Genomic DNA, 26,178 nt, shown 5'->3' on the forward strand with positions numbered 1-26,178 from the left:
GGAAAGCGGAGCGGAGCGGCGATGGCAGGCAGCGTCAACAAGGTTATCCTGATCGGCAATCTGGGCGCCGATCCCGAAATCAAGTCGTTCCAGAACGGCGGCCGGATCGCCAATATCCGCATCGCCACCTCCGAAAGCTGGAAGGACCGGATGACCGGCGAGCGCAAGGAGCGCACCGAATGGCACAATGTCGTCATCAACGGCGACGGGCTGGTCGGCGTCGTCGAGCGCTATCTGAAGAAGGGCAGCAAGGTCTATGTCGAGGGGTCGCTGCGCACCCGCAAGTGGCAGGACCGCGACGGCAACGACCGCTATACGACCGAGGTGGTGATCGCCGGCATGGGCGGCGCGCTGACGATGCTCGACGGCGCCCCCGGCGGCGGCGGATCGCGCGGCGGCGGTGACTGGGGCGGCGGCGGATCGGGTTCGGGCGACAGCTGGGGACAGGGCGGCGGCGGCGGTTCTTCCGGCGGCGGCGGCTGGAACCAGGGCGGCGGCGCCTCGGGCGGCGGCGGCGGTGGCGGACGCCCGCCCTTCGACGACGACCTCGACGACGATGTTCCGTTCTGATCGACTATAGAGGAAAGCAGGCTTCGCCATGGCGGGCCTCGATTTCGCACCGCCCCTGACCGCTCCCGACGTCGCACGCGGCGTCTGCCGGCTGTTCGCGCAGGCGGGGCTGGTCGCGATTCCGGAGGTACCGCTGCCCAACGGCCGCCGCACCGACCTCACCGCGATCGACGCGCGCGGGCATATCACCATCGTCGAGATCAAGGTCAGCCGCGCCGACCTGCACGGCGACGGCAAGTGGCCCGACTATTGCGACTGGTGCGACCATTTCTACTGGGCGCTCGCCGCGGGGCTCGACCCCGCGATCCTCGACACCGCGGCCTATCGCCCCGAAACCTCCGGGCTGATCGTCGCCGACCGCTACGGCGCGGCGGTGGTGCGCGAAGCGGCGCGCTGCACGCTCGCCCCGGCGCGCCGCAAGGCCGAACTGCTGCGCATCGGCCGCCTCGCAATGCGCCGCTCGATGATCATGGCGGACCCCGAACTGGCGGCGGGGTGGGTCGAGAGGTGAGGGCGGAGCCCGGATAATCTCACGCAAAGGCGCGAAGGCGCAAAGAAAGAAGAATCTCACACAAAGACACAAAGAGGGCGTGCGCGGCTGCGTTGCACGTTCCTGGGCAAGAGGCAGCTCATTGGAGATTGGCCGGACAAAGTCCGGCCGTTCAATGATCAAGGGCGACGCCACGGCTATGCCCGCCCTCTTTGTGTCTTTGTGTGAGATTATCCGAAAGCGAAGCCGTCGGCGCAGCTCTTCTTTGCGCCTTCGCGCCTTTGCGTGAGATTTATCGGAAGCCCGCGTTCATCCCCGCGCCTGCATCCGCGCAAGGTAGCGCGCGAGGATGTCGATCTCGAGGTTCACCGGCCGCCCCGCCGCCGCCTCGTTCAGCGTCGTCATCTCCTGCGTGTGCGGGATGATGTTGAGCGTGAAATGCGCGGTCCCGTCCGCCTGATCGGTCACCTCATTGACCGTAAGCGATACGCCGTCGAGGGTGATCGAGCCCTTGGGCGCGATATGCGGCGCCAGCGACGCGGGCGCCTCCACCGTCACCTTGACGCTGTCGCCGACCGGCTCGACCGATACGATCCGCCCGACCGCATCGACATGGCCGGTGACGATATGCCCGCCCAGCTCGTCGCCGACCTTGAGCGCGCGTTCGAGGTTCAGGCGGCGGCCCGCGTCCCACATGCCCGGCGCGGTGCAGGCCAGCGTTTCGGCGCTGGCGTCGACCGCGAACCAGCCGCCGGGGCCGTTGCCGCCGTCATCCACGCCCTTGTCCACCACGGTCAGGCACGCGCCCGAACAGGCGATCGACGCGCCAAGATCGATCCCGCTCACATCATAGGCGGTGCCGATGACCAGCCGCGCGTCGCCGCGGTCCTCGCGGCTGCGGATGGTGCCGATATCGGTGATGATTCCCGTGAACATGGCGCGGTCATTCCTTCCTGATGCGCTCGTAGACGTCGAGCCGGTCGCTGCCAAGCAGGCGGCTGTCCACAAGGCTCCAGCGCCCGTGCGCCGCCGCGAGGTCGGACAGGCCGATGTCGCCGAGCGCCGCCTTGCCGCCGCCGATCAGGATCGGCGCGCGATAGAGCAGCAGCCGGTCGACGCGGTCGGCGGCGAGGAAGGCGGAGGCCGCGCGCGCGCCGCCCTCGACGAGCAGCGAATCGACGCCCGCAACCGATTCGGGCGAAGCGACCGCCGTCCAGCCTTCGGGCACCGCCCCACGCGTCAGCAGCAGCCTCTTCGGGCTCCGCGCTTCCAGACCCGGCAGACGCACGTCGAGGCGCGGCGCGTCGGCCAGCAGCGTCCCGCGCCCGACCAGAATCGCCTCGTGCCGCGCGCGCTCCAGATGACCGTGCGCGCGCGCACGCTCCCCGGTGATCCAGCGGCTCGACCCGTCGGCGAGCGCGATGCAGCCGTCGAGCGAGGTCGCGAGCTTCAGCGTCACGAACGGCGCCCCGCGCGTCTGCCGCGTCCACCACGGCGCCATCGCGGCGCGCGCCGCGTCGGCGAGCACGCCGGTCTCGACCGCGATCCCCGCAGCACGCAGCCGCGCGATGCCCTGCCCGTCGGTACGCGGGTCGGGGTCGATTGCCGCGACGACGACGCGCGCGACCCCGGCGGCGATCAGCGCGTCGGTGCAGCAGGGACCGCGCGGGCTGGCGTGCGCGCAGGGTTCGAGGCTGACGTAAGCGGTCGCGCCGCGCGCCGCGTCGCCCGCCGCCGCCAGCGCCATCGCCTCGGCGTGCGGACGCCCGCCGGGCTGCGTCCAGCCGCGCGCGACGACCCGCCGGTCCCTGACGATCAGACACCCGACATTGGGATTGGGCGCCGCCGCCGGTCGGCCGCGCTGCGACAGCGCGACGGCGGCCGCCATCCAGTCGGCATCGGTCGGGGCGGGCGGCATCGGCGGTTTAGGGCCGGGGCGCCGTCGCGGGTTTAGGCCCGCGCGCCGCACGTTCGGCGAGCGTCGAGCGCGTCGGCGCGGGCTTCTTCGCCAACTCGTCGGCTTCCTGGCCGAGCGTCTCGCGCGTCAGCTTGTCGGCCTCGCTCGAATCATAATCGACCCCCAGCAGGTCGGCGAGCTTCTGATATTCGGCGCGGCGCCGGGCGTTCTCGCGCGTCGTTTCCTTGGCGCGCGCGACCCAGTCGGCGCGAATCTCGGCCTCGCTGCGGTCGGCCTGCCAGTTCTCGAAATAGATGATCTGCCGCTCGGGCTTCTCATAGGGGATCAGATATTGCGAGACGCCGTGAAAGATCACCCAGGTCAGCGCGATCGCGACCCCCCACATCGTCCAGCGATGCGGGCGCGGTTCGCGGATATAGGCCCAGAAATCGCCAAGCCCGCCGCCGACATCCCAATTGTTGAACATTCCCATCGTCCCAATCTAGGCGATATCGCCTCGATTTGCGAGGGGGCAGGACGAATGCGCGCCGCAAAAGCCCCGGCACGAACGATTGCAAAAAATGCAACGACAGATGCTCATTTCGCAGTTGCACAAATCATTGTGCAGTGCAATATCACACTTGCCTTTTAGGCATCCTCTCCCAAAAACTTTCAAGGGTCGCCCTCGGGCGGCCCTTTTTTTCGTTCGCGCCGAATCGCCTGCGACGGCGGGGCCGGACGACGCGGCCGCGCTGCCGCCGCGCCCGGAAAGCGCCGGGAGAAATCCGGCGGCCTGCACCCTAAAGATTTGAAAACAGGCTAATCTTGCAGCGGGGTCCGCGCCTCGAACCGGCGGACCTCGGCGATGAAGCTGCCCGGCAGCGGCGTCGCCTGCCCGCTGTCGAGGTCGAGATGCGCATAGCTGATCTCGATGTCGGCAAGCCGCTCTTCGTCGCGCGCGATCGCGCAGTGCAGCGTGAAGCTGGTGCGCTCGAAACGGCTGATCCGCGCCGCGATGGTGATCAGATCGTCGAGCCGCGCCGGGGCATGATAATCGATCTCGCTATGCGTTTCGCGGATATCTGTACCATATTGGTGAAAATAGGGACCGGGCTGGCCTTCGCCCAGCGCGCGGAAATATTCGGTCACCCCGATGTCGGCATAGACCAGATAGATGGCGCTGAAGACGCTGTTCTGCCCGTCGATCTCGTTATAGCGCACCCGCACCCGTTCGCGGACGCGGAAATCGGCGAGCGGGACGGCCCAGTTGTCGCGGTCCATCGCGGCCTCAGGCGGCGAGCGCCGCGGCGCCGCGGTCGATCGGCGCACAGGCGGCGGCCAGCCACGCGCGGTCGGCCTCGTCCATGCCGGGCGCCAGCTTTTCGAGCACCTGCGCATGATAGGCGTCGAGCCAGTCGGCCTCGGCGGGCGAAAGCAGTGCGCCCTCGACCAGATCGCGCGCGATCGGGGCGAAGGTGATCGTCTCGAACCCCAGCATCTCCTCTTCGGCGCCGGCGATCGTCTGCGGCACGACGATCACCAGATTCTCGATGCGGATGCCGAAATGCCCCGCCTTGTAATAGCCGGGCTCGTTCGACAGGATCATCCCGGCGTGCAGCGGTTCCTCGGTTCCCGCCTGCCCGCCCGACGGCTTGGCGATGCGCTGCGGTCCCTCGTGCACCGCCAGATAGGCGCCGACGCCGTGCCCGGTGCCGTGCGCATAATCGACCCCGTCGGCCCACAGATATTGCCGCGCGAGGATGTCGAGCTGGCTGCCGCGCGTGCCCTTGGGAAAGCGCGCGGTGGCGAGCGCGATATGCCCCTTCAGCACCTGGGTGAAGCGGCGGCGCATCTCGGCGGTCGGCCGGCCGATCGCGATCGTGCGCGTGATGTCGGTGGTGCCGTCGGCATATTGCCCGCCCGAATCGACGAGGTAGAGCGTGCCGGTCTCGACCGCGCGATTGGTCGTCTCGTCGACCTTGTAATGCGGCAGCGCGCCATTCGGCCCCGCGGCCGAGATGGTGTCGAACGACAGGTCCCTCAGCGCGCCGCTCTCCTCGCGAAAGGCGCGCAGCTTCGCCGCGGCGGACAGTTCGTCGAGCCCGCCCTGCGGCGCGTGCGCCTCCATCCATTTCAGGAAGCGCGCGACCGCGACGCCGTCGCGGACATGCGCGGCGCGGGTGCCGCCCAGCTCGGTGTCGTTCTTGATCGCCTTGGGCAGCACCGCCGGGTCGCGGTGGCGCTCGATCCGCGCGCCCGCGCCTTCGAGCGCGGTGAAGATCGCTGCGACCGCGCGGTCGGGATCGACCGCCACCTTCTTGCCTGCCAGCTCGGCGAGCGCCGCCTCGAAAGCGTCGCGGTCGTGGATGCGCACGCTGTTGCCCAGATGCGCGCGCACCGCCTCGGTGATCTTCTCGGGCGCGATGAACAGGTCGGCAGTCGCGTCGGCATGGAGCAGCGCGAAGGCCAGCCCGACCGGCGTATGGGTGACGTCGGTGCCGCGGATGTTGAAGGTCCAGGCGATCGAATCGAGCGCGGTCATCACCGTCGTGTCGAGTCCCTTCGCCTTCAGCCAGTCGGCGATGATCGCGCGCTTGTCGGCCGCCGACTGCCCCGCGAGCGCGGTGTCGTGGACCGTCACCGGCGCGGCGCTCGGCGCCGGCCGCTCGTCCCACACCGCGTCGACCGGATTGCTGTCGACCGCGACCAGTTCGGCACCCTTGGCCGCGAGAGCATGCGCGAGCCCGCGCGCCCAGTCGATGCCGTGCAGCCACGGGTCATAGCCGATCCGCTGCCCGGCGCCGACGTTGGCGCCCAGCCATTCGGCGACGCTCGACTGCGGCACCCCGACATAGTCGTAGAGCGTCCCGTCGACCTGGTCGCGCACCTGCACCGTATAGCGACCGTCGACGAAGATCGCCGCCTTTTCGGGCAGCACCGCCGCGGTGCCCGCCGAGCCGCCGAAGCCGGTGAGCCACGCGAGCCGCTGCGCATAGGCGCCGACATATTCGCTCATATGCTCGTCGCTGATCGGCACCACGAAGCCGTCGAGGCCGCGCGCCTTCAACTCGGCGCGCAGGCGGGCGAGGCGGTCGGCATGAACGGCGCTGGACATATGGCTTTCCTTGTTCCTACATCGCGGCCGATCCCCGCTGTCGGGGCGATGCCGCGGGAGTTTTTGCGATGCGCGCTATTTGGGCGTTTCTGGCGGCAATTGCCACCCTGCTTGTCGGGACCGTTCCCGTTTTCGCCGAAGAGGAAGAAAAAGCGTTGACCCAGCCTGCCGTCCCCCTGCCCTCCGCGCCCGTCGCCGAGCAGCGCCCGCATACGCTGACCCTGCACGGCACGACGCTGTCCGACCCGTGGCACTGGTTGCGCGACGAAAGCTACCCGGTGGTCGACGACCCCGACGTGCTCGCCTATGTGAAGGCCGAAAACGCCTGGTTCGACGCGGCGATGAAGCCGCATGAGGGGCTGGTCGAAACGCTGTTCCAGGAAATGAAGGGCCGCATCAAGGAGGCCGACGCCAGCGTGCCGCAGAAGGACGGCGACTGGCTCTACTGGATCGAATTCGAGGAAGGGGCGGAGTATAAGAAATGGTACCGCCGCGCCGTCACGGGCGGCGATGCGCAGTTGATCCTCGACGAGGTCGCGCTCGCCGCGGGCAAGGAGTATTTCCGCCTCTCCGACATGGCGGTCAGCCCGAACGGCCGCCTGATGGCCTATGCCGTCGACGACAATGGCTCCGAACGCTTCGAGGTGCGCTTCCGCGACCTCGAAACCGGCGCCATGCTGCCCGACGTCATCCCCGGCACTTTGTCGGCGCTGGTGTGGACCGCGGGCGGCGACGCGCTGCTCTATGGCCTCGCCAACGAGAACTGGCGCACCGACAATGTCCATCTGCACCGGCTGGGCACCCCGGTGGCCGAGGACAAATTGCTCTACAAGGAGGCCGACATCGGCTTCGGCGTCGGCATCGGCAAGACCGCCGCCGACAATTATATCGTCATCGCGACCGGCGACAACGAAACGAGCGAGGTCTATCTGCTCCCCGCCGCCGATCCGGAGGCGAAACCGCTGCTCGTGTCGCCGCGCCGGAAGGGCCGCGAGTACAGCGTCGACGAGCGCGAGGGCACGCTCTACATCCTGACCAACGACGACCATCCCAATTTCCGCGTCGCGACCGCCAGCCTCGCGGCGCCCGGCGAATGGACGACGCTGATCGCGGGGTCGGACCACAGCTACATTACCGGCCTGTCGGTCTTCCGCGACTATTTCGTGCTCGAAAGCCGCGAGGACGGGCTCGATCAGGTCGACGTGCGCCGCTACGACGCGCCGCTGACGCCGGGGCGCATCGCCTTTCCGGAGGCGACCTATGTCGCGGGGCTCGGCGACAATCCCGAATATCATCAGGACAGGATCCGCATCGATTATGAATCGATGGTCACCCCCGACACCGTCTACGACTATGACGTCACCGCCGGCACGCTCGAAACGTTGAAAGTGCAGGAAATCCCTTCGGGTTATGATGCCAGCCAGTATGTAACCGAATGGGTTAACCTGCCCTCGCGCGACGGGCAGACGATGATTCCCGCCTCGCTCGTCTACAGGAAGGGCACGCCGCGCGACGGCAGCGCGCCGATGCACCTCTATGTCTACGGCAGCTACGGCTATCGCGTCGCGCCGGGCTTCTCGACGACGCGGCTCAGCCTCGTCGATCGCGGGATGATCTATGCGATCGCGCATGTCCGCGGCGGCGACGATCTCGGCCGCGCATGGTATCTCGCGGGCAAGACCGACCGGCGCAAGAACACGTTCCACGACTTCATCGACGTCGCGAAGGGGCTGATCGCGAAAGGCTATACCAGCGCGGGCAGGATCTCGATCGAGGGCCGCTCGGCGGGCGGGCAGGTGATGGGCGCGGTGTATAACGAGGCGCCCGAATTGTGGGGCGCGGTGCTCGCGGGGGTGCCCTTCGTCGACGTGATCAACACGATGGTCGACGAAACGCTGCCGCTGACCCCCGGCGAATGGCCCGAATGGGGCAATCCGATCACCGACAAGGCGGCGTTCGACTATATGCTGTCGTACAGCCCCTACGACAATGTGACGGCAAAGGCCTATCCGCCGATGCTGGTGTCGGCGGGCCTCAACGACCCGCGCGTCACCTATTGGGAGCCCGCCAAATGGGTCGCGAAGCTGCGCAGCGTCCGCACCAACGACGCGCCGCTGCTGCTGCGCACCAACATGGGCGCGGGCCACGCCGGCAAGTCGGGCCGCTGGGGCGCGCTGCGCGAGGATGCCGAGGAATATGCCTTCGTGCTGACCCAGCTCGGGGTGGAGAAATAGGGCTTTTTGAAATTTTCACGCGAAGGCGCGAAGGCGTGAAGAGGCCGGTTCGGGCCGACAGGCCTTTTTCCCATCACGGCATGCGGGTGACCGCGACGCCGGGAAAAGAAGGCCGCTTCGCGGCAGGCGCCATTTCTTCGGGCCTTCGCGGCTTCGCGTGAAATGGAATTATTCCGCCAGAAATCCCCGCGCCGCCAACTCGGCCTCCAGCCCTGCCGCATCGCTGAACAGATGCGCAGCGATGCCCGCGGCTTCGGCGCCCGCGACATTGGCGGCATTGTCGTCGACGAACAGCGCGCCCGCCGGGTCGATGCCGAATCGCTCGATCGCGAGGGCATAGATCGCCGCGTCGGGCTTCACCAGCCTTTCGGTGCCCGACACGATAATGTCGCGGAAACGGTCGAACACCGGCTGCGTCGGGCGGAAGGCCTGCCAGAATTCATGCCCGAAATTGGTGATCGCGAACAGCGGCACCCCCGCCGCGTCGAGCCGTGCGACAAGGTCGAGGCTGCCGGGCACCGGCCCCGGGATCGTCTCGTTAAAGCGCGTCGCATAAGCGTCGATCAGCGCGCCGTGCGCCGGGAATGCGGCCTTGCGCTCGGGCACCATCTCCGCAAGCGGGCGCCCCGCGTCGTGCTGGAAATGCCATTCGGCGGTGACGACGTGGGTCACGAACCATTCGAGCTCGGCCGGGTCGTCGATCAGCTTGGCGAACAGGTAGCGCAGGTCCCAGTCGAACAGCACCTTGCCGACGTCGAAGATCACGCTTCGGCGGATCATGGCCGCTCCCGACACGCGAAAGCGCCGCCGGAAGCATCCGACGGCGTCACGCTGGCTCGCAGATGCGCGGGGACCCGTGGTCCCGGCAAGGCCGTCAGCCCTGGCGCGCCTTGAAGCGGCGGTTGGTCTTGTTGATCACATAGGTCCGGCCGCGGCGACGAATCACGCGGTTGTCCCGATGGCGGTCCTTCAGCGACTTCAGGCTGTTGCGAATCTTCATGGTCTTTTCCGTAAAGGTCTGAGCGTTGTCACGCGAAGGCGCGCACCTATGGCGACGGGCAGGAAAAGTCAACCGCGCCGCCGCCGATCGGCCCGGAAAAGATTCGCGCAGCGGCGCAAAGACCACGGAGAAGGAAGGCTGCCGATTGCCGCCCTCGTCATGCCGGACCTGTTTCAGCCTCCATTGGCCCGTGCCGGCCTGACAGGGCAGCGCCAATTGATTTCACGCGAAGGCGCGAAGAAGAAGGCTCGGGCCGACAGGCCCCTTATTCTTCGGGACGGTGCGGTCAGCCGCCACGTTGAAAGAGAAAGCCTCTTCGCGGCAAGCATAGCCTCTTCGCGTCTTCGCGTCTTCGCGTGAAAAAATGGGATCGTGTCCGGCGAAAGGCCCGGTCATGGAGGCTGAAACAGGTCCGGCATGACGAGAATCTCTGCGATCTTTGCGCCTCTGCGCGAATCAAATCCTACCCCGCCAGCGCCTTCTGCCGCCGCCGCTGCACCGACGAGCCATAACCCATCGCCTCGCGATATTTGACCACGGTGCGCCGCGCGACCGCGTGGCCCTCGGCCGCCAGCTTCTGCGCGATCGTCTCGTCGGACAGGATCGCCTTGGCATCCTCGGCCTCGATCAGCGCGCGGATGCGGCTCTTGATCGCCTCGGCCGACACCGCGCCGTCGCCGTCGGTCGCCGCGATGCCGCTCGAGAAGAAATATTTCAGCTCGAACAGGCCGCGCGCGCACGACAGATATTTGTTGCTGGTGACGCGGCTGACGGTCGATTCGTGCATCCCGATCGCCTCGGCGACCTGCCGCAGCGTCAGCGGGCGCATGTGCGCGACGCCGTGGAGGAAGAAGCCCTCCTGCTGCCGGACGATCTCGCTCGCCACCTTGACGATCGTGCGCTGGCGCTGGTCGAGCGCGCGCACCAGCCAGTTGGCGCCCGCGAGCTGTTCGGACAGCCACGCCTTGCTCTTTGCCGCCGCCCCGCGCGCCAGTTCGCTGTAATAGCGGCGATTGACGAGCAGGCGCGGCAGCGTGCCGCTGTTGACCTCGACCGCCCAGCCCTGCGCGGTGCGCTGCACGAACAGGTCGGGGACGACCGCCTGCGCCGCGCCGCCGCCGAAGCGCAGCCCCGGCTTGGGGTCGTAGCCGCGCAGCTCGCGGATCATGTCGGCCAGATCCTCGTCGTCGACCCCGCAGATGCGCTTGAGCTGCGGAAAGGCGCCCTTTGCCACCAGGTCGAGGTGCGCGATCATCGTCGCCATCGCGGGGTCGTAGCGGTCGGCCTCGCGCGCCTGGATCGCGACGCATTCGGCGAGGTCGCGCGCGCCGACGCCCGATGGGTCGAAGCCCTGCACCCCCGCCAGCACCGCCTCGACCAGCGCCAGCGGCACGCCGAGCCGCTGCGCCAGGTCGGCAAGATCGGCGCGCAGATAGCCTGCCTCGTCGATCAGCGCGACGATCTGTTCGGCGACCATCGCCTCGATCCCGTCGAAGCGCTCGCCGACCTGCGCGAGCAGATGGTCGTAGAGCGTGCCCTCGGCGCCCGCGAAACTGTCGAAATCGACGGCCTCGCCCGATCCCGACAGCCCGACGCTGTCGCTCGCGCTGTCGTGGTGGAAGCGCTCGTCGAAATCGACGTCGAGGTCGCTGCCCGCGTCGGAGGCGAGCGTCGGTTCGGCGTCGGGACCTTCACCGGCGGCCTCGGGCGCCGCCTCGCCCGCCTCTTCCCCGCGCTCGTCGCCCGCCCCGTCGCCATCGGCGGAGGCGGTGTCGAGCAGCGGATTGCCTTCGAGCGCCTCGGCCAGATAGGCCTCGAGTTCGAGGTTCGACAGCGCCAGCAGTTTGATCGCCTGCTGGAGCTGCGGCGTCATCACCAGCGATTGCGACTGGCGGAGATCGAGGCGCGGACCCAACGCCACCGGCGGTTATCTGCTTCTTGTTCCGTTCGTGTCGAGCGAAGTCGAGACACCCATCAGCGTGGCGCAAGGCCGAGGAACATTTCGACTTCGCTCGATGCGAACGGAAACTGAAAACCGCTCAAACCGCACTGGAAAAGCTCCAGTTCGTCACAGCGAGAAGCCCTCGCCCAGGTACAGGCGGCGCACCTCGGGGTCGGCGACCAGTTCGGCGGGCGATCCCGCGAGCAGCACCTTGCCGTCGTAGATGATGCAGGCGCGGTCGACGAGGTCGAGCGTCTCGCGGACATTGTGGTCGGTGATCAGCACCCCGATGCCGCGCGTCTTGAGGTCGGCGACGAGGTCGCGGATGTCGGCGATCGAGATCGGGTCGATGCCCGCGAAGGGTTCGTCGAGCAGCATGATCGACGGGTTCGCCGCCAGCGCGCGCGCGATTTCGGCACGCCGCCGCTCGCCCCCCGACAGCGCCATCGCCGACGCGCCGCGCAGCCGCGTCAGCCCGAATTCGTCGAGCAGCTCGTCGAGCCGCTGCTGGCGCGCCAGCCGGTCGGGCTCGGCGAGTTCGAGCACCGCGGCGATATTCTGCTCGACCGTCATGCCGCGAAAGATCGAGGTTTCCTGCGGCAGATAGCCGAGGCCCAGGATCGCGCGGCGATACATCGGCAGTTCGGTGATGTCGGCGCCGTCGAGCATGATGCGCCCGGCGTCGGGCTTCACCAGCCCCATGATCGAATAGAAGCAGGTCGTCTTGCCCGCGCCGTTCGGGCCGAGCAGGCCGACGACCTCGCCCTTGCCGACCGACAGCGACACGTCGGACAGCACGACGCGCTTGTCATAGCTCTTCGCGATCGACACGACCGCGAGCCCGTTGCCCGCCGCCGCATCCTGCTGGACGTGCGAGACATGCTCGGCGACGCCATGGTCGCCTTCGGCCAAAGGTGCAGCAGTGGATTCGTCGGTCATAGGCAGGTCAGATCCGTTCGGGCCCCCGCTGGGGCGTTAGCGCAGCGACGCGGCGACCGTCAATCTGGCAGGGATTTTGCAAGGACGATTTCCCCGCCTGCTTGCGGGAGGGGCAGCGAGGCTCGCGAGCTCGCTGCCTAGCCGAAGCGGGGTGGGCATCGACAGCGCGGCCGACCCAACGGGTTGCAACCATGGCTCGTCGGAATCCGGCTCTACCGCACATTTTCGACAAGTCACTGTTCCCCGGCGAAAGCCGGGGTCCATGCGAAGCAGCGCTGTGCCATCTGGGCCCCGGCTTCCGCCGGGGAACAGCTCCTGACTTGGCTGAAGAACATATATGCCAACTCGTTTCAGAGCTCGCCCCCCCGGACCCGATCCGGGAGTCCATGGTCTGCCCTCGAATGAAAGGCAGCACAAAAGGGAGGGTCCGGCCATGGATGCTGAAACGAGTTCATCATGACGAACGAACGGGGCAGTGCGCCGAAACCCGAATCCCCGGGCCATAGCCCCGCTGCACCGAGCCGGGTCTCACGACCCCTCGCGCCACCGGGAGGGGAGGGGATCAGTGCGCCGCTTGCGGCACTCTTTCCACCCCCGACTGCGCGAGTTGGTCGTCGATCGCCGCGAGCAGCCGCGCGAGCGCCGCCTCGTCCCGCGCCTCGGCGCGCGCGACGAGCACGTCCTGCGTGTTCGACGCGCGCAGCAGCCACCAGCCGTCGTCGGTAAGCACGCGCGCGCCGTCGGTGCGGTCGACCTGCGCGCCCGCCGCCGTCAGCCGGTCGAGAACCTCGTCCACAATGGCGAATTTGCGCGCCTCGTCGACCTGGAAGCGCAATTCGGGGGTGTTGACCATCGCCGGCATCGCGTCGCGCAATTCGGTGACGCTCCTGCCCAGCTTGGTCGCCGCCTCGATCAGCCGCACCGCGGCATAGGGCGCGTCGTCATAGCCGTAATAGCGGTCGGCGAAGAAGATATGCCCGCTCATCTCGCCGGCGAGCGGGCTGCCGGTTTCCTTCATCTTCGCCTTGATCAGGCTGTGCCCGGTCTTCCACATCAGCGGCGTGCCGCCCAGTTCGGCGACGCGGTCGAACAGCGCCTGGCTCGCCTTGACGTCGGCGATGATCGTCGCGCCCGGATGCTCCCTGAGCACCGCGGCGGCATAGATCTGCAGCAGCTGGTCGCCCCAGATCACGCGGCCCTGGCCGTCGATCGCGCCGATGCGGTCGCCGTCGCCATCGAAAGCGACGCCGAAATCGAGGCTTCTCTCCGCGACCAGCTTGCGCAGATCGGCGAGGTTCGCCTCGACCGTCGGATCGGGATGGTGGTTCGGGAAATGGCCGTCGATGGTGGTGAACAGCAGATGATGCTCCCCGGGCAGCCGCGCCGTGAGCTTTTCGATCACGGTGCCCGCGGCGCCGTTGCCGGCGTCCCAGCCGATGCGAAAGGCGCCGCCGGCGAATCCCTCGACCAGCCGATCGACATAGGCGTCGACGATGTCGATGCGCTGCGATCCGCCCTCACCGCTGTCCCAGTCGCCCGCGGCGGCCATTTCGCCGATCCGCCTGATGTCGGCGCCGAAGAAGGGGCGTCCTTGAAACACCATCTTGAAGCCATTGTAATCGGGGGGATTATGGCTGCCGGTTATCTGTATGCCGCCATCGACCTCTTCGGTTGACGCGGCGTAATAGAGCATCGGCGTCGGCCCCAGCCCGACGCGCAGCGCATCGATCCCCGCCGCGTTGATCCCCTCGACCAGCGCCTCTTCCAGCATCGGCGACGACAGCCGCCCGTCATAGCCGACGGCGATGCGCCGGCCGCCCGCGCGGCGGATCAGCGTCGCAAAGCTGCGGCCGATCGCCCTTGCGTCGGCGGCGGTCAGCGTGTCGCCGACGACGCCTCGGATATCATATTCGCGCAGCATCGTCGGGTGAAAGACGTGGGCGGCAACGGGCTCGGAAACGGCGGTCATGGATGATGCTCCTGCGCGAAGGGGGTCAGGCGACGGCGAACAGGTCGCCATCGGGATGAAACCGCTCGCGCGCCGGAAGGTTCAGTCCCGCCATCGCCTCGCGCAGTTCCTGCCGCGCGACGACATGCCCCATCCCCATGCCGCCGAGATGCGCCTTGTCGAGCAGCGTCAGCCCGGCCGGGAACAGCTCGCGATAGATGACGCGTTCGCCCAGCCCCGGGATGACGCGAAAGCCGACGCGCCGCGACAGCTGGTTCAGCGCCTCGCCGACGCGCCGCATGTTGTGCGCGTCGACATGCTGCAGACGGTTGCGCAGGATGATCCAGTCGATCGTCCGCCCGTCGCTCTTGGCGCGCGCCTTGCGCGTGTCCCAGATCAGCTCCGAATAGAAGCTGGGGCGCACGACCTGGAACGTCTCGGGATCGACCTGGCCGATCAGGTCGAAATCGATGAAGCTGTCGTTGATCGGCGTCACCAGCGTGTCGGCGCTGGTCGCGATGTGCCGCGCGAACGGGTCGTCGCGCCCCGGCGTGTCGGCGATCAGATAGTCGGCGTCCTCGGCCAGCCGCGCGACCTGTTCGTCGAGTTCCTCGACCGTCGAGCCTTCGAACACCTCGAAATGCGGGATGGGCAATTCGATGCCGCGGCGCTTCGCGGTGCTGGTGCGATTGTCGAGATAGCGGTGAAAGGTGCGCTGGCGCGGGTCGAGGTCGATTCCGGCGACGCGCCACCCCATGCTCGCCAGCGCGACCGCGAAATGCACCGCGCAGGTCGACTTGCCCGTCCCGCCCTTTTCATTGGCAAAGATGATCCGGTGGGGGGCTGGCTTCGTCATGAGCGTTGCGATTTTCCTGTCGGCGCGGCATGGCGGCCGCATGGGGTGGCGTATGGACGCCGCCAATATCGGAGGGCGGGCGGCCGTGCAAATCATCCGTGATATCGCCACGCTTCGTCGCGCGGTCGACGCGCTCAAACTGGGGCGCAAGAGCGTCGCGCTGGTCCCGACGATGGGCGCGCTGCACGCGGGGCACCTGTCGCTGGTGCGGATGGCGCGGCGCGTCGCCGACCATGTCGTCGTGTCGATCTTCGTCAACCCGACGCAGTTCGGCCCGAACGAGGATTTCGCCGCCTATCCGCGCGACGAGGCGCACGACGCCGCGCTGCTGGTCGAGGAAGGCGCGGCGCTGCTCTGGGCGCCCGACGTCTCCGTCATGTATCCGCCCGGCCATGCGACGCATATCGCGGTCGCCGAACTCGGCGCCGACTATTGCGGCGCGGCGCGGCCGGGCCATTTCGACGGCGTCGCGACCGTCGTCGCCAAGCTGTTCAACCAGGTGCGCCCCGACATCGCGATCTTCGGCGAAAAGGACTGGCAGCAGCTTGCGATCATCCGCCGCATGGCGCGCGACCTCGACTTCGCGATCGATATCCTGGGGGCGCCGATCGCGCGCGATCCCGACGGGCTCGCGCTGTCGTCGCGCAACGCCTATCTGACCGCCGATCAGCGCGCCGCCGCCGCCGCCTTTCCCGCCGCGCTGCGCACCGCGGCGGCGGCGATCGCCGGCGGCGGCGCGGTCGCCGCGGCGCTCGCCGATGCCGAGGCGGCGATCCGCGCGGGCGGTTTCGCCAGCGTCGACTATGTCGCGCTCGCCGATGCCGACAGCCTCGAACGGCTGACCGAATATCGCGCCCCGGCCCGCCTGCTCGCGGCGGCGCGGATCGGCACCACGCGCCTGATCGACAATCTGGCGGTCGAGTAGCACCCTCTTTCGGGAAAGCATGGTTCGAAAACCCGCGGATTACGGCGCTCGCCGCTACCAATCCCCAAAAAACCGCCGCGTCGTTAACGCTTTGTTGACCATAAGCCGCAACTTTGGGGCCGAGGTCTCCATGTGGGGTGGAGGCGACAGGGGGTTATCATGGCGAACAGTCTGAAGTCTGCCCAATATCTGATCGAAAGCCGGCTGCTCGACGCCGCGCGCGGCGATGCGAGTGCCTATTTCGACCTGGGCGTCGCATTCTCGACCGGCACCGGCGGGGTCGATGTCGACCTGATCCAGGCGCATAAATGGTTCAACCTCGCCGCGCTCGGCGGCAATGTCGAAGGCCAGCAGTGCCGCGCCGACGTGTCGAACGAAATGAGCCGCGACGAAATCGCCGAGGCGCAGCGCCAGGCGCGCGCCTGGCTCGACGAGACCGCCCGCCGTCCCGCCGCCCGCCGCTTCGCGGCCTGACGTCTTGCCCGGTCTGCGTGGGCGTTCTGGAATCTCACGCAAAGGCGCGAAGGCGCGAAGAGAATTGCATGGCCGGTTTTCGGATAATCTCACACGAAGACACGAAGAGGGCGTGATGCGACTCGATCGTTGCGCCGATTTCGACGCCGGTTGAAAAAGGGCCGGACAACGTCCGGCCAGATAATCTCCTATGATGATCGCGAGACAGAACGGCAGAAACCGTCCTCTTCGTGTCTTCGTGTGAGATTTTCTTCTTCGCGCCTTCGCGCCTTTGCGTGAGATTCAATCCGCCCGCCGGAACGGCATATGGCCTTCCAGCCATTCCATTTCCTGCATCTCGGCCGCGCGTTCGCGCTCCAGGAAATCTGCCACCGCGCGCCGGAACCCCGGGTCGGCGATGAAATGCGCCGACCAGGTCGCGACGGGGCCGTAGCCGCGCGCGAGCTTGTGCCCGCCCTGCGCGCCCGCCTCGACGCGCGCCAGCCCGCGTTCGATCGCGACGTCGATCGCGCGGTAATAGCAAAGCTCGAAATGCAGATAGGGGATGTCGGCCACACAGCCCCAATAGCGGCCATAAAGCGTGTCGGCGCCGATCAGGTGCATCGCCCCCGCGACCGGCGTATCGCCGTCATAGGCGACGATCAGCAGCACGCGATCGGCCATCCGCGCGCCGATCAGGTCGAACGCCGCGCGCGTCAGATAGGGGTGCCCCCATTTGCGCCCGCCGGTGTCCTGATAGAAGGCCCACATCGCATCCCAGTGCGCGGGGCCGATCGCATCGCCCGTCACCTGCTCGATCCGCAGCCCCACCACCGCGCGCGCGCGCTCCTTGCGCAGTTGCTTGCGCTTGGCGGAGGTCAGCGTGGCGAGAAAATCGTCGAAACTGCGATAGCCGGGATTGGCGAAATGGAACTGGACGTCGCGCCGCACCAGCCATCCTGCCGCCTCGAACAGCGGCATCTGTTCGGGCGCGACGAAGGTCGCATGCGCCGACGACAGCTCGTTCTGCCGCACCACCGCCTCGGCGGCGCGGATCAGCAGCCGCGCGTCCTCGTCCCCCGCCGCCAGCAGCCGCGGCCCCGGCACCGGGGTAAAGGGCACCGCGATCTGCAGCTTTGGGTAATAGGCGCCGCCCGCACGCGCCCACGCGTCGGCCCAGCCGTGGTCGAAGACATATTCGCCCTGGCTGTGCGTCTTCAGGTAAGCGGGCGCCGCGGCGACCAGCGCGCCCGCGCCGTCGTCGACCAGCAGCGGCGCCGGCTGCCAGCCCGTCCTCGGCCCGACGCTTCCCGATTCCTCAAGCAGCGACAGAAAGGCATGGCCGACGAAGGGATTGGCGCCCCCCGCCAGCGCGTCCCACGCCGCCGCCTCGACCGCGGCGACCCCGGTGCCGAGCGAAATCGTCCGCGCGGGCGGGTCGGCGTCGGCCATTCAGACGCCGCCGACGAGGAAAGGAAAGGCCGTGTTCCCCCGCGAAGGCGGGGGTCCATCTCCGGTTGGCGCAAGATGGAACCGGCAGGAGATGGGTTCCCGCCTTCGCGGGGACACGGAAAGACATGGGACGTCGCGCAAGGCGATTTCCTACGCCGGCCGCACCGCCACGATGGCGTCGACCTCGACCGCAGCGCCCAGCGGCAGCACCGGAACGCCGACCGCGCTGCGCGCATGGCGCCCGGCCTCGCCGAACAGCGATTCCATCAGTTCCGACGCGCCGTTCGCGACCTTGGGCTGCTGCGTGAAACCGGGATCGCTGTTCACGAACACGCCCAGCTTGACGATTCGCTCGACGCGCGACCAGTCGCCGTCGACCGCCTTGCCGACCTGCGCGACGATCATCAGCGCGCAGCGGCGCGCGGCGTCATAGCCGCTCGCCTCGTCCATGTCGGCGCCCAGCCGCCCGGTGACGAGTTGCCCGTCGCGGAACGGCAGCTGCCCGCTGACGTGCAGCAGCCCCCCCTGCTCGACGACGGGCACATAGGCGGCGACCGGCGCGGCGGGCGTCGGCAGGTCGAGGCCGAGTTCGGCAAGCTTGGCGGCAATATCCATCGTAAATCCTTCCATCGGTTGTCGGGTCAAAGGGCCGGGGCCGGCAGGTTTCCGGCGATGCGCGCGAGGATCCACTCGCGCGCCGCGGTCCACTCGTCGATGCGCGCGTGCGCGTGCGCGGCGGCGGGAATCCGGCCGGCGATCGCGGGCTCGCCGACCATGTGCAGCCGCCACACGTCGGGCGCCGCGGCGGCGACCGAATGGTGGTGATTCGGCAAGTCGTCGATGAATATCGTGACGCTCGGCGCGCGCTCCTCGATCAGCCGGCGCACCGGCTCGCCCTTGCCGCCGCGGCTGCCGATCACCGGCGCGTCGAGGCCCAGCGCGGCGAGCTGGTCGGCGCGGCGCTGCTGGTGGTCGGGGCCGACGTTGGTCAGGATGACGATGTCGGCGACGCGCGCGATCGCGGCCATCGCGGCGACCGCGCCGGGGATCGGATATTGCCGCGCCATCTCGGTGCGGAAGAATCCGTCGAGCAGCGGCCACACCTCGGCCGCCTCCAGCGGCGTGCCGCACGCCTTGCGCTTCAGCGCATTGGCGAAGCTCGTGTCCTCCATGCGGAACAGCACGCCGTGCGCCTCGTCGACCCACTGCGCGAAGGGCACGACCATGTGCATCAGCACCTCGTCGCAATCGCTGATGACGAGCGGGCGAGTCATGCTTCCTGTCCTTCCTGTCCTTCCAGTCGGCGCGCCGCGGCGGCCAGCGCCTCCGGCTCTATATCGAGTGCCGCGGCGCAGGCGACAAGGTCGGGCTCGTACGCGGTCAGGAAGGCGAGCACCGCCGCCAGCGTCGCGCGCTGCCCCAGCGCGGCGCGCAGGCCATCGGGCGTCAGCCCGGTCGTCGCGAGCAGCCGCTCGGCGCGCGACTCGTCGCCGACGATCCAGCCGAGCGCCCGCAGCGCCAGCGCCGCGTCATCATCCCGCAAGAGGCGATCCTTCCATGGGAAGCAATTGTGTCCGGCCGCCGATTCGCCTAAACGAGCCGCGGACGCAAGCGGGGAAAGCGGCAGATCATGGGAAAGACCGTCCTGGTCGTCGAGGATAACGAGCTCAACCTGCGCCTGTTCTGCGACCTGCTCAACGCCCACGGCTACAGCGCGCACCCGGTGCGCGACGGCCGCGACGCGCTGGCGAAGGCGCGCGAGATCGCGCCCGACCTGATCATCATGGACATCCAGCTGCCGCACGTCAGCGGGCTCGAACTGATCGGCCAGGTCAAGGCCGACCCGGCGCTGCGCGCGGTGCCGATCATGGCGGTGACCGCCTATGCGGGAAAGGGCGACGAGGAACAGATCCGCGCCGCGGGGGCGGAAGCCTATGTCTCGAAACCCATATCGGTGATCCGCTTCATCGAAAGCGTCGGCGCCTTCGCCTAGGACCGTCCCATCAATCGATGTGTCCCGGCGCAGAAGGCGGTTTCCGATGCCCAGGACTGGAACATGACGACCCTGGATTGGCCCACTTCGTCATTGCGAGCGGAGCGAAGCAATCCAGGGCGGTTTACACCGCTCTGGATTGCCGCGCGGCTTCGCCGCTCGCAATGACGGGTCGACCGGAGCGTCATCCAAAGACGGCCGCTCCAGCCCCGCCCGCGATCAGGCGAGGACGGAACGCCGCGCGGTCCGGCGCAGGCCCGCCGGCGCGGGCTGCCGCTGCCACGGCGAATCATAATGGACCGCCACCGCGGCGGTCGATGCTTCGATCATCATGGTCCAGAACTGGCCGATCGGGCCCGAACGGGATGCGTTGCGAGTCATGTCGTATCTCCTGAATCGATCGTTGCGCGCAAGGAGAAGGGAGGGGAGGGGAGAAGCCCTTGGCGCAGCCATGATCTACGCCATCGGGCCCGGCCATTGGCGCCGATTTTGGTCATGGCGGCGACCAAAATTCGCGTTATGACGCAAGGAATGCGAAAAAAGATCGACCTCGACCGTTTCGACCGCCGGCTGCTCGAACTGGTGCGCGCCGACAATCTCGAACCCGCGCGGACTCTCGCCGACAAGGTGGGGCTGTCGGTGTCGGCGGTGTTGCGGCGGCTGCGGCGGCTGCGCGACGAAAAGGTGATCGTCGCCGACCGCGCGATCGTCGACCCGGCGCTGACCGGATCGGCGCTGACCATGCATGTGCTGGTGCGGATGGAACAGGCGGGCGCGCAGACGATGGACGGCTTCGCGCGCGAGATCGCGCGCCACCCCGAAATCACCGGCGCGTGGGACGTGACCGGCGAGGACGACTTCCTGCTGAAGGTGCAGGTCGGGTCGATGGAGGAATATGAAGCCTTCACGCGCCGCGCGCTCGGCGAGGATAAGGGCGTGCATTCCTTCACCACGCTGATCGCGATCCGCACGATCGTCGAGGACGACGCCTCGCGCCGCCCCCTGCGCGACCTGTGACCGCTCACCAGAGCGCCGGCTTCGCCACCATCAGCCAGAAGACGCCGACCAGCCCCAGAAACGCGGGCCAGCCGAGCAGGAACCACAGCCGCATCGTCTGCTCGTAATCCGGCCCCAGCGGCCGCCCGGCGCGCGCCGCCGCCTCGGCAAGCCGCTGCGCACGAATCTGCAGGCCGACGACCGGCGCCCAGCAGGCAAAGGCCAGCGCATAGAGCGCATATGTCGCGAGCAGCCACGGCTCGGTCAGCGGATAGCCCGCGTGATGCGCGAGCCACAAGCCGCTCGCCGGCTGCACGACGCCGCTGGTGCCGGTGAAGATCCAGTCGGCGCGCACCACCATGCGGCCGATGGCGGCGATCGTCGCCGGGTCGCGCGTCAGATGGGCGTTCCACAGATACCAGGCGGTCCCGGCGCCGAAGCCGAACAGCACGGTGCTGCTGACGATGTGCAGCATCTTCACCAGCAGATAGAGGTCGGTCATCTCTTGTCCCCGATGGCGCCGTGCACCGCGACGAGCAGCAGGATCGGCAGATTCTTGAGCAGCGGACCCAGCGGATCGAGCCACAGGCGCGGCAGCGCGAGGCCGATGACGATCGTGTAGCCGAGGATCAGGCCGATCTGGACGACCGTGCTCCAGCGCGCCTTGCGGTCGAGCAGCACCAGCGCCGCCACCGCGATATCGGCCAGGCTGGCGCCGATGCGCAGCGGGTCGGCCAGGCCGGCGGGCAGCCCCAGGCTCGCCGCCAGCGCGCGCGCCGCTTCGCCGCCATGCGTCAGCCCGAGCCATGCCGAGGCGAGCCACAGCAGCGCCAGTATCGCGCGGATCGCGGGCGCGAGGAAGAAGAGGCGCGCGTGCCAGCGGTCCTGTACCTCGGCCGGGCGCGCCGCGAGCGCATCGTTCAGCCGGCGCGGCGCGCTGCCGGTTTCGCGGGCATAGGCGGCGCTGTCGCCGGCGTTGCCCGCGACGAGCTGCGCCAGGCTGTTGCTCGCGATCGGCCCGTCGCCCGCAAGGTCGCCGATCCGGCCGAGCAGGCGCATGACCGGCATCGGGATCGACACGAAGCGCGCCGCGCCGAACCCCAGCCAGCCGCGATAGGCGCGCAGCAGGCCGCGCAGGTCGATCGTCTCTGGCCCCACCGGCTCGAGCGTCCGCCCGGCAAAGCGGTCGTCGGCGCACAGGCGCGCCACGTCGCGCGCCAGATCGTCGACATGGATCGGGGTGAAGCGCTGGTCGCCCGCGCCGGGCAGCGGGACGGCCAGCGGCAGCCCCGCCATTCCGCGCAGCAGCGAGGTGCCGCCATAGCTGCCGTCGCCATAGACGAGCGACGGGCGCAGGATCGTCCAGCCGAGCCCCGAGGCGCGCAGCACGGCCTCGCCCGCCAGTTTCGCGCGCGCATAGTCGGTGCCGACCTCCTCGCGGGCGCTGATCGCGGACAGCAGCACCACGCGCGCGACCCCCGCCTCGCGCGCGGCGGCATACAGAGCGCGCGGCATCGCGACGTGGACTGCCTCCATATCGGGCCCGCGCAGCACGCCCGCGGCGTTGACGATGCAGGCGACGCCGTCCAGATGCGTGCGCCACGCCGCCGCATCGGTCGCTCCGGCCAGGTCGACCGCCACGAACCGAACCCCCGGAAATGCCGCCTCGAGGTGCCCGACCCGGCGAACCACCGCGACCGCCTCGTGCCCCGCGTCGCGCAGCGCGGTCAGAATGTGCCGGCCGATGAAACCGGCGGCCCCCAGGATCATCACCCGCATGCCCGCTCCTTCCGCCCAGCGGGTTAGAGCATGATGACATGATAGGGAATCGTCATTGCGAGGAGCACGGCGAAGAAGCAATCTCCCCTCCCGCTTGCGGGAGGGGTCGGGGGTGAGGGCTCGAACCCTTGCGCAAGGCCGCTGTCCCCACCCCTCTCCTGATGGGGCGGGATACGCTTCAACCCCGACAGGACGGCCCCGAAAGCCGCCCCACACCGCCGGGCACGAAAAAGGGCGGCTCGCGGCCGCCCTTCTGTCCATCGTCCGGCCTTTGCCGGATGACGCGCTTTCGAACCCCGCGCGCCATCGGCGCGCCGGGCGCGGCGTCACTTGATCTTGGCTTCCTTGAACTCGACGTGCTTGCGCGCGACGGGGTCGTATTTGCGCACCGCCATCTTCTCGGTCATCGTGCGCGGGTTCTTCTTTGTGACATAGAAAAAGCCCGTGTCGGCGGTGCTCACCAGCTTGATCTTGACGGTCGTCGGCTTGGCCATGGCCTCATGTTCCTCGAACTATTGACGCATCCGCCGGCCCGTCCGGCGCATGCGGCGGGACGATGGCCCCGGCGATTGCTGAAAAACAAAGAGGGCCGCGTCGCACGCCGCCCCCCTTCATCCCGGCGCCCTTGGCGGGATTCGGTGCTTATGTCAAGCGAAAGCGGGGCCGGGCGAGAGGTTGCGCCAGCTTGGACAAACCCGTTTATCGACCGCGTGGCTGGATCGTTCTTGAATCGAGCACCGCCGTGTCCCTGCGCAGGCGGGGACCCAGAGCCTCATCGCGCCAACGCTGGCTCTCCGACACTCTGGGCTCCCGCCTTCGCGGGAGCACATGCCTGTTCGCTCAAAGACAACCACACTTCGAGCGGCCCGGCAAAAGCCGGGCGGTGCCTGTCGCAGGGTCCGGTCATGGATGCTGAAACCAGTTCCGCATGACGGACAACGATGCGGCGTGGGAACGGGGCAGCACCATCCGCTCCGCTCCCCGCAGGCCCGCCGCCGTCAGGCGTCGCGGATCTGGAAGCGGACGGTCATCTCCTTCCAGCTTTCCTCGGGCACGCCGCCGCGCGTCGCGGGCTTGAAGCGCCATTTCGACAGCGCGCGCTTGCGCGTCGCCTCGAAGAAGGCGGGGTCGTCGGTGCTGACCAGCTCGACCGCCTTGACCCGTCCGTCGGTGCCGATCAGCACGCGGACGCGGACGACGCCCTCGATCCCGGCGCGCTGCTCGCGCGCGGGATAGTCGGGCTGGAACGTCCCGGCGAAGCGCGGATCGACCGCGGCGGCGACGAGCGCCGGGCGCGGCGGGGCCGGCGGATCGACCGCGACCGCCACGCCCGCCCCGCTGCCCGACGGCGGCGTCAGCGGCGGCGCGGGCGGCACCGACGGCGGGTCCGCCGCGACCGGCGGCAGCGGCGAGACCGTCGTCGTCATCGCCGACGGCTGCGGTTCGGCCTGCGGCGGCTGCGGCTGGGGTTCGGGCGGCGGCGCCGGGGGCAGGGTGAAGCTTTTCCACGGCACCGGCGCGCTCGTCGGCGTGCGCTCGATGATCATCGGCGACAGTGCCACCGCGACGACGAGCGCCGCGGGCACGCCAAAGGCGAACAGCGCCGCCAGCGGGCGGTGCCCGGCGCCGGGGTCGTAGCGCGCGCCCGGTGCGGGGGTGCCGGCGGGGGCAGGGGCGCGCTCCGGCGCCGCCGCGAGGGCCGAAATCAGGGGTATCAGCGTCATGGCATCTCTCCTTGCCTGTGCCGACCCGGCCCCGCCGCGTATCGACCGCCGCTATCGGTCGGGTCGATTGATGTAATAATATAACATCACTGCAAATGTCAATGGAGAGGCGGGGAGGACAAGATGCCGGGGACGCTCCGTCGCTTTTTCAGTCGTCATGCCGACTTGGCTTGGCGCACAGGTTCTTCGGACATGTAGGAGCTTGTACCCCGGCGAAAGCCGGGGTCCAGATGGCATGGTGCGGCCCCCCGCGTGGACGCCGGCTTTCGCCGGGGTACATTTGCCTATCCAAAAGGGATGATGCCAACGCGTTTTAGCATGGCGGTGCGTCGGACAGAGGCGGGACAGCCGCCCCGTCTATGCCGCCGACAGCCGCGCGATCGCCTCGTCCCTCGCGATCAGCGGCAGCAGCTCGCCCATGTCGGGCCCGTGGTCGCGCCCGGTCAGCGCGCGGCGCAGCGGCAGGAACAGCGCGCGGCCCTTCGCGCCCGTCGCCGCCTTTGCCGCGCCGGTCAGCGCGTGCCAGGGGTCGGCGCTCCAGTCGATCGCCGGCGCCGCCACCGCCGCTGCTGCGAGCACCGGCCGGTCGGCCGCGTCGGGCGCGGGCGGCGCGAAGGGGCCGTCGAACACCGCCACCCAGTCGGCCGCCTCCGCCACCGTCGCCAGGTTCGGGCGGATCGCGGTCCAGCGCGCTTCGTCGATCGCCGCGGGCAGGCGCGGCGCGACCGCGGCATAGGGGGTGTGGTGGAGGATCTTCTGATTCAGCAGCGCCAGCTCGGCCTCGTCGAAGCGCGCCGGGGCGCGGCCGAAGCGCGCGAAGTCGATGCCCGCGATCAGCGGCTCGAGCGTCGTCACCGGCTCGACCGGGTCGCTCGTCCCCAGCCGCGCGAGCAGCGCCGCGAGCGCGATCGGCTCGATCCCCGCCGCGCGCCAGTCCGCCATGCCGAGCGCGCCGAGCCGCTTCGACAATTTGCCCCCGGTGCCGACGAGCAGCGCCTCGTGCGCAAAGGCGGGGGGTGCCGCGCCCAGCGCTTCGAACATCTGGATCTGCGCCGCGGTGTTCGACACATGATCCTCGCCGCGCACGACGTGCGAAATGCCCATCGCGATATCGTCGATCACGCTCGGCAGCAGATAAAGCCAGCTTCCGTCGGCGCGCCGCACCACCGGGTCGGACAGCGTCTTCGGCTCGAAATGCTGCGGCCCGCGAATCAGGTCGGTCCATGCGATCGGCGCGTCATGGTCGAGCCGGAAGCGCCAGTGCGGCGCGCGCCCTTCGGGCACCGGCGCCCCGTCGGGCCGGCGCTCGTACACCGGCGGCAGCCCGCGCGACAGCAGCACCTTGCGCCGGATGTCCAGCTCCTCGGGCGTCTCGTAACAGGCATAGACGCGCCCCGCCGCCTTCAGCCGCGCGAACACCTCGTCATAGAGCGCGAAGCGTGCCGACTGCCGCTCCTCGCCGTCGACGTCGAGCCCCAGCCACGCAAGGTCGGTGCGGATCGCCTCGACATAGTCCTCCTTCGACCGCTCGCGGTCGGTGTCGTCGATGCGCAGCAGGAAACGCCCGCCATGCTTGCGCGCCCAGAGCCAGTTGTGCAGCGCGGTGCGGACGTTGCCGACATGGAGATTGCCGGTTGGCGAGGGCGCGAAGCGGGTGATGACGGTCATGATGCGCGCCTATAGCGGCTTTGCGGGGCCGGTGGGAATATATGGTTCGCGCCGACGAGCGGCGGTGCCAGGCGATTCTTGCGCGCAGAGGCGCAGAGATCGCGGAGAAAATGAAGAAGGGAAAAAAGAGGGTCACGCGAAGACGCGAAAAAGATGTGGCCGATGGTGTCCTGTTTCAGACCCCGCTGCCGCGGGAT

At 68.7% G+C, this 26,178-nt stretch carries 28 protein-coding genes; 7 read left to right on the forward strand and 21 right to left on the reverse strand.

Going from position 1 to position 26,178, the window contains the following annotated elements; all coding sequences use genetic code 11:
- Window positions 1–21: 21 nt before the first annotated feature.
- Entirely contained in the window at window positions 22–570 is a 549-nt protein-coding gene (gene ssb / locus ABS88_RS14110) for a single-stranded DNA-binding protein (protein ID WP_104960214.1), read from the forward strand.
- A 28-nt stretch (window positions 571–598) separates the two neighbouring features.
- Window positions 599–1,081, forward strand: a complete 483-nt coding sequence (locus tag ABS88_RS14115) for an MmcB family DNA repair protein (RefSeq protein ID WP_076073429.1) — start codon at window positions 599–601, stop codon at window positions 1,079–1,081.
- Between the two features lie 288 nt (window positions 1,082–1,369).
- Here the strand turns inward: ABS88_RS14115 and ABS88_RS14120 are convergent, their stop codons facing one another.
- The 5 genes from ABS88_RS14120 to ABS88_RS14140 all read right to left on the reverse strand — a co-directional run bounded on the left by ABS88_RS14120 (window position 1,370) and on the right by ABS88_RS14140 (window position 6,072).
- Entirely contained in the window at window positions 1,370–1,996 is a 627-nt protein-coding gene (locus tag ABS88_RS14120; RefSeq protein ID WP_076073428.1) for a riboflavin synthase, read from the reverse strand.
- A gap of 7 nt (window positions 1,997–2,003) precedes the next feature.
- The gene (gene ribD, locus ABS88_RS14125) at window positions 2,004–2,948 is read right to left on the reverse strand and encodes a bifunctional diaminohydroxyphosphoribosylaminopyrimidine deaminase/5-amino-6-(5-phosphoribosylamino)uracil reductase RibD (RefSeq protein WP_104960427.1); all 945 of its coding nucleotides are present in this window, start codon (window positions 2,946–2,948) and stop codon (window positions 2,004–2,006) included.
- 37 nt (window positions 2,949–2,985) lie between these two features.
- Window positions 2,986–3,444, reverse strand: a complete 459-nt coding sequence (locus ABS88_RS14130; protein ID WP_104960213.1) for a hypothetical protein — start codon at window positions 3,442–3,444, stop codon at window positions 2,986–2,988.
- Window positions 3,445–3,776: 332 nt separating this feature from the next.
- The gene (locus ABS88_RS14135) at window positions 3,777–4,238 is read right to left on the reverse strand and encodes an acyl-CoA thioesterase (RefSeq protein WP_067112894.1); all 462 of its coding nucleotides are present in this window, start codon (window positions 4,236–4,238) and stop codon (window positions 3,777–3,779) included.
- Window positions 4,239–4,245: 7 nt separating this feature from the next.
- Window positions 4,246–6,072, reverse strand: a complete 1,827-nt coding sequence (locus ABS88_RS14140) for an aminopeptidase P family protein (protein WP_076073425.1) — start codon at window positions 6,070–6,072, stop codon at window positions 4,246–4,248.
- Window positions 6,073–6,140: 68 nt separating this feature from the next.
- Here ABS88_RS14140 and ABS88_RS14145 point away from each other — a divergent pair, with 68 nt between their 5' ends.
- Window positions 6,141–8,306: a S9 family peptidase gene (locus ABS88_RS14145; RefSeq protein WP_104960212.1), complete on the forward strand. Its 2,166-nt coding sequence runs from the start codon at window positions 6,141–6,143 to the stop codon at window positions 8,304–8,306.
- A 168-nt stretch (window positions 8,307–8,474) separates the two neighbouring features.
- Here the strand turns inward: ABS88_RS14145 and ABS88_RS14150 are convergent, their stop codons facing one another.
- The 6 genes from ABS88_RS14150 to ABS88_RS14175 form a co-directional block, all read right to left on the reverse strand.
- Entirely contained in the window at window positions 8,475–9,086 is a 612-nt protein-coding gene (locus ABS88_RS14150; RefSeq protein ID WP_076073424.1) for an HAD-IA family hydrolase, read from the reverse strand.
- 94 nt (window positions 9,087–9,180) lie between these two features.
- Entirely contained in the window at window positions 9,181–9,306 is a 126-nt protein-coding gene (gene ykgO, locus ABS88_RS14155; protein WP_003046794.1) for a type B 50S ribosomal protein L36, read from the reverse strand.
- Window positions 9,307–9,769: 463 nt separating this feature from the next.
- The gene (gene rpoN, locus ABS88_RS14160) at window positions 9,770–11,227 is read right to left on the reverse strand and encodes an RNA polymerase factor sigma-54 (protein WP_076073423.1); all 1,458 of its coding nucleotides are present in this window, start codon (window positions 11,225–11,227) and stop codon (window positions 9,770–9,772) included.
- 147 nt (window positions 11,228–11,374) lie between these two features.
- Entirely contained in the window at window positions 11,375–12,187 is an 813-nt protein-coding gene (gene lptB / locus ABS88_RS14165) for an LPS export ABC transporter ATP-binding protein (RefSeq protein ID WP_076073422.1), read from the reverse strand.
- 562 nt (window positions 12,188–12,749) lie between these two features.
- Window positions 12,750–14,156, reverse strand: coding sequence for a phosphoglucomutase/phosphomannomutase PgmG (pgmG, locus tag ABS88_RS14170; protein ID WP_104960211.1), 1,407 nt, complete (start codon window positions 14,154–14,156; stop codon window positions 12,750–12,752).
- 25 nt (window positions 14,157–14,181) lie between these two features.
- Complete coding sequence (locus tag ABS88_RS14175; RefSeq protein ID WP_067113470.1) at window positions 14,182–14,991, reverse strand: division plane positioning ATPase MipZ; 810 nt, start codon at window positions 14,989–14,991, stop codon at window positions 14,182–14,184.
- 85 nt (window positions 14,992–15,076) lie between these two features.
- Here ABS88_RS14175 and panC point away from each other — a divergent pair, with 85 nt between their 5' ends.
- Both panC and ABS88_RS14185 read left to right on the forward strand, forming a co-directional pair.
- Window positions 15,077–15,916: a pantoate--beta-alanine ligase gene (panC, locus tag ABS88_RS14180; RefSeq protein WP_076077417.1), complete on the forward strand. Its 840-nt coding sequence runs from the start codon at window positions 15,077–15,079 to the stop codon at window positions 15,914–15,916.
- A 159-nt stretch (window positions 15,917–16,075) separates the two neighbouring features.
- A complete protein-coding gene (locus tag ABS88_RS14185; protein ID WP_067113472.1) occupies window positions 16,076–16,390 on the forward strand; it encodes an SEL1-like repeat protein in 315 nt (104 codons plus the stop codon).
- A 282-nt stretch (window positions 16,391–16,672) separates the two neighbouring features.
- Here the strand turns inward: ABS88_RS14185 and ABS88_RS14190 are convergent, their stop codons facing one another.
- The 4 genes from ABS88_RS14190 to ABS88_RS14205 all read right to left on the reverse strand — a co-directional run bounded on the left by ABS88_RS14190 (window position 16,673) and on the right by ABS88_RS14205 (window position 19,364).
- Window positions 16,673–17,821, reverse strand: a complete 1,149-nt coding sequence (locus ABS88_RS14190; RefSeq protein WP_076073420.1) for a GNAT family N-acetyltransferase — start codon at window positions 17,819–17,821, stop codon at window positions 16,673–16,675.
- A 150-nt stretch (window positions 17,822–17,971) separates the two neighbouring features.
- Window positions 17,972–18,436 (reverse strand): RidA family protein, encoded by a 465-nt coding sequence (locus tag ABS88_RS14195; protein ID WP_104960210.1) that lies wholly within the window; start codon window positions 18,434–18,436, stop codon window positions 17,972–17,974.
- 26 nt (window positions 18,437–18,462) lie between these two features.
- Window positions 18,463–19,095, reverse strand: a complete 633-nt coding sequence (locus ABS88_RS14200; RefSeq protein WP_076073419.1) for a hypothetical protein — start codon at window positions 19,093–19,095, stop codon at window positions 18,463–18,465.
- Window positions 19,092–19,364, reverse strand: a complete 273-nt coding sequence (locus ABS88_RS14205) for a DUF3572 family protein (RefSeq protein WP_067113486.1) — start codon at window positions 19,362–19,364, stop codon at window positions 19,092–19,094. The genes ABS88_RS14200 and ABS88_RS14205 overlap by 4 nt, the downstream gene beginning before the upstream one ends.
- Window positions 19,365–19,451: 87 nt before the next feature.
- Between ABS88_RS14205 and ABS88_RS14210 the strand changes: the two genes are divergently transcribed.
- Window positions 19,452–19,814: a response regulator gene (locus ABS88_RS14210; protein ID WP_067113488.1), complete on the forward strand. Its 363-nt coding sequence runs from the start codon at window positions 19,452–19,454 to the stop codon at window positions 19,812–19,814.
- A 219-nt stretch (window positions 19,815–20,033) separates the two neighbouring features.
- Here the strand turns inward: ABS88_RS14210 and ABS88_RS14215 are convergent, their stop codons facing one another.
- The gene (locus ABS88_RS14215) at window positions 20,034–20,195 is read right to left on the reverse strand and encodes a hypothetical protein (RefSeq protein WP_156483138.1); all 162 of its coding nucleotides are present in this window, start codon (window positions 20,193–20,195) and stop codon (window positions 20,034–20,036) included.
- A gap of 150 nt (window positions 20,196–20,345) precedes the next feature.
- Between ABS88_RS14215 and ABS88_RS14220 the strand changes: the two genes are divergently transcribed.
- A complete protein-coding gene (locus ABS88_RS14220) occupies window positions 20,346–20,831 on the forward strand; it encodes an Lrp/AsnC family transcriptional regulator (RefSeq protein WP_067113769.1) in 486 nt (161 codons plus the stop codon).
- Between the two features lie 4 nt (window positions 20,832–20,835).
- Here the strand turns inward: ABS88_RS14220 and ABS88_RS14225 are convergent, their stop codons facing one another.
- From ABS88_RS14225 to gltX, 5 genes are all read right to left on the reverse strand, one after another.
- Complete coding sequence (locus tag ABS88_RS14225) at window positions 20,836–21,312, reverse strand: DUF2269 family protein (protein WP_067113767.1); 477 nt, start codon at window positions 21,310–21,312, stop codon at window positions 20,836–20,838.
- Window positions 21,309–22,589, reverse strand: coding sequence for an SDR family oxidoreductase (locus ABS88_RS14230; protein ID WP_076073418.1), 1,281 nt, complete (start codon window positions 22,587–22,589; stop codon window positions 21,309–21,311). Before ABS88_RS14230 ends, ABS88_RS14225 begins: the two co-directional genes overlap by 4 nt.
- 326 nt (window positions 22,590–22,915) lie before the next feature.
- Window positions 22,916–23,083, reverse strand: a complete 168-nt coding sequence (gene rpmG, locus ABS88_RS14235; RefSeq protein WP_067113762.1) for a 50S ribosomal protein L33 — start codon at window positions 23,081–23,083, stop codon at window positions 22,916–22,918.
- 504 nt (window positions 23,084–23,587) lie between these two features.
- On the reverse strand, window positions 23,588–24,313 hold the full coding sequence (locus ABS88_RS14240; protein WP_104960207.1) for an energy transducer TonB: 726 nt from the start codon (window positions 24,311–24,313) through the stop codon (window positions 23,588–23,590).
- Between the two features lie 357 nt (window positions 24,314–24,670).
- Entirely contained in the window at window positions 24,671–25,981 is a 1,311-nt protein-coding gene (gltX, locus tag ABS88_RS14245) for a glutamate--tRNA ligase (protein WP_076073416.1), read from the reverse strand.
- Window positions 25,982–26,178: the final 197 nt, after the last annotated feature.

The organism is Sphingopyxis sp. SCN 67-31, assembly GCF_001725095.1.

Excerpts from the sequence above, each read along its gene's own strand:
- ribD (WP_104960427.1), bottom strand. The coding sequence starts at position 2,948 with ATGGCGGCCGCCGTCGCGCTGTCGCAGCGCGGCCGACCGGCGGCGGCG.
- ABS88_RS14175 (WP_067113470.1), bottom strand. The coding sequence starts at position 14,991 with ATGACGAAGCCAGCCCCCCACCGGATCATCTTTGCCAATGAAAAGGGC.
- ABS88_RS14120 (WP_076073428.1), bottom strand. The coding sequence starts at position 1,996 with ATGTTCACGGGAATCATCACCGATATCGGCACCATCCGCAGCCGCGAG.
- ABS88_RS14220 (WP_067113769.1), top strand. The coding sequence starts at position 20,346 with ATGCGAAAAAAGATCGACCTCGACCGTTTCGACCGCCGGCTGCTCGAA.
- ABS88_RS14240 (WP_104960207.1), bottom strand. The coding sequence starts at position 24,313 with ATGACGCTGATACCCCTGATTTCGGCCCTCGCGGCGGCGCCGGAGCGC.
- ABS88_RS14130 (WP_104960213.1), bottom strand. The coding sequence starts at position 3,444 with ATGTTCAACAATTGGGATGTCGGCGGCGGGCTTGGCGATTTCTGGGCC.
- lptB (WP_076073422.1), bottom strand. The coding sequence starts at position 12,187 with ATGACCGACGAATCCACTGCTGCACCTTTGGCCGAAGGCGACCATGGC.
- ABS88_RS14145 (WP_104960212.1), top strand. The coding sequence starts at position 6,141 with ATGCGCGCTATTTGGGCGTTTCTGGCGGCAATTGCCACCCTGCTTGTC.
- ABS88_RS14200 (WP_076073419.1), bottom strand. The coding sequence starts at position 19,095 with ATGACTCGCCCGCTCGTCATCAGCGATTGCGACGAGGTGCTGATGCAC.
- ABS88_RS14190 (WP_076073420.1), bottom strand. The coding sequence starts at position 17,821 with ATGGCCGACGCCGACCCGCCCGCGCGGACGATTTCGCTCGGCACCGGG.
- ABS88_RS14195 (WP_104960210.1), bottom strand. The coding sequence starts at position 18,436 with ATGGATATTGCCGCCAAGCTTGCCGAACTCGGCCTCGACCTGCCGACG.
- ABS88_RS14230 (WP_076073418.1), bottom strand. The coding sequence starts at position 22,589 with ATGCGGGTGATGATCCTGGGGGCCGCCGGTTTCATCGGCCGGCACATT.
- ssb (WP_104960214.1), top strand. The coding sequence starts at position 22 with ATGGCAGGCAGCGTCAACAAGGTTATCCTGATCGGCAATCTGGGCGCC.
- ABS88_RS14135 (WP_067112894.1), bottom strand. The coding sequence starts at position 4,238 with ATGGACCGCGACAACTGGGCCGTCCCGCTCGCCGATTTCCGCGTCCGC.
- ABS88_RS14210 (WP_067113488.1), top strand. The coding sequence starts at position 19,452 with ATGGGAAAGACCGTCCTGGTCGTCGAGGATAACGAGCTCAACCTGCGC.
- gltX (WP_076073416.1), bottom strand. The coding sequence starts at position 25,981 with ATGACCGTCATCACCCGCTTCGCGCCCTCGCCAACCGGCAATCTCCAT.
- ABS88_RS14185 (WP_067113472.1), top strand. The coding sequence starts at position 16,076 with ATGGCGAACAGTCTGAAGTCTGCCCAATATCTGATCGAAAGCCGGCTG.
- ABS88_RS14225 (WP_067113767.1), bottom strand. The coding sequence starts at position 21,312 with ATGACCGACCTCTATCTGCTGGTGAAGATGCTGCACATCGTCAGCAGC.
- pgmG (WP_104960211.1), bottom strand. The coding sequence starts at position 14,156 with ATGACCGCCGTTTCCGAGCCCGTTGCCGCCCACGTCTTTCACCCGACG.
- ABS88_RS14215 (WP_156483138.1), bottom strand. The coding sequence starts at position 20,195 with ATGACTCGCAACGCATCCCGTTCGGGCCCGATCGGCCAGTTCTGGACC.
- ykgO (WP_003046794.1), bottom strand. The coding sequence starts at position 9,306 with ATGAAGATTCGCAACAGCCTGAAGTCGCTGAAGGACCGCCATCGGGAC.
- ABS88_RS14115 (WP_076073429.1), top strand. The coding sequence starts at position 599 with ATGGCGGGCCTCGATTTCGCACCGCCCCTGACCGCTCCCGACGTCGCA.
- ABS88_RS14140 (WP_076073425.1), bottom strand. The coding sequence starts at position 6,072 with ATGTCCAGCGCCGTTCATGCCGACCGCCTCGCCCGCCTGCGCGCCGAG.
- ABS88_RS14150 (WP_076073424.1), bottom strand. The coding sequence starts at position 9,086 with ATGATCCGCCGAAGCGTGATCTTCGACGTCGGCAAGGTGCTGTTCGAC.
- rpmG (WP_067113762.1), bottom strand. The coding sequence starts at position 23,083 with ATGGCCAAGCCGACGACCGTCAAGATCAAGCTGGTGAGCACCGCCGAC.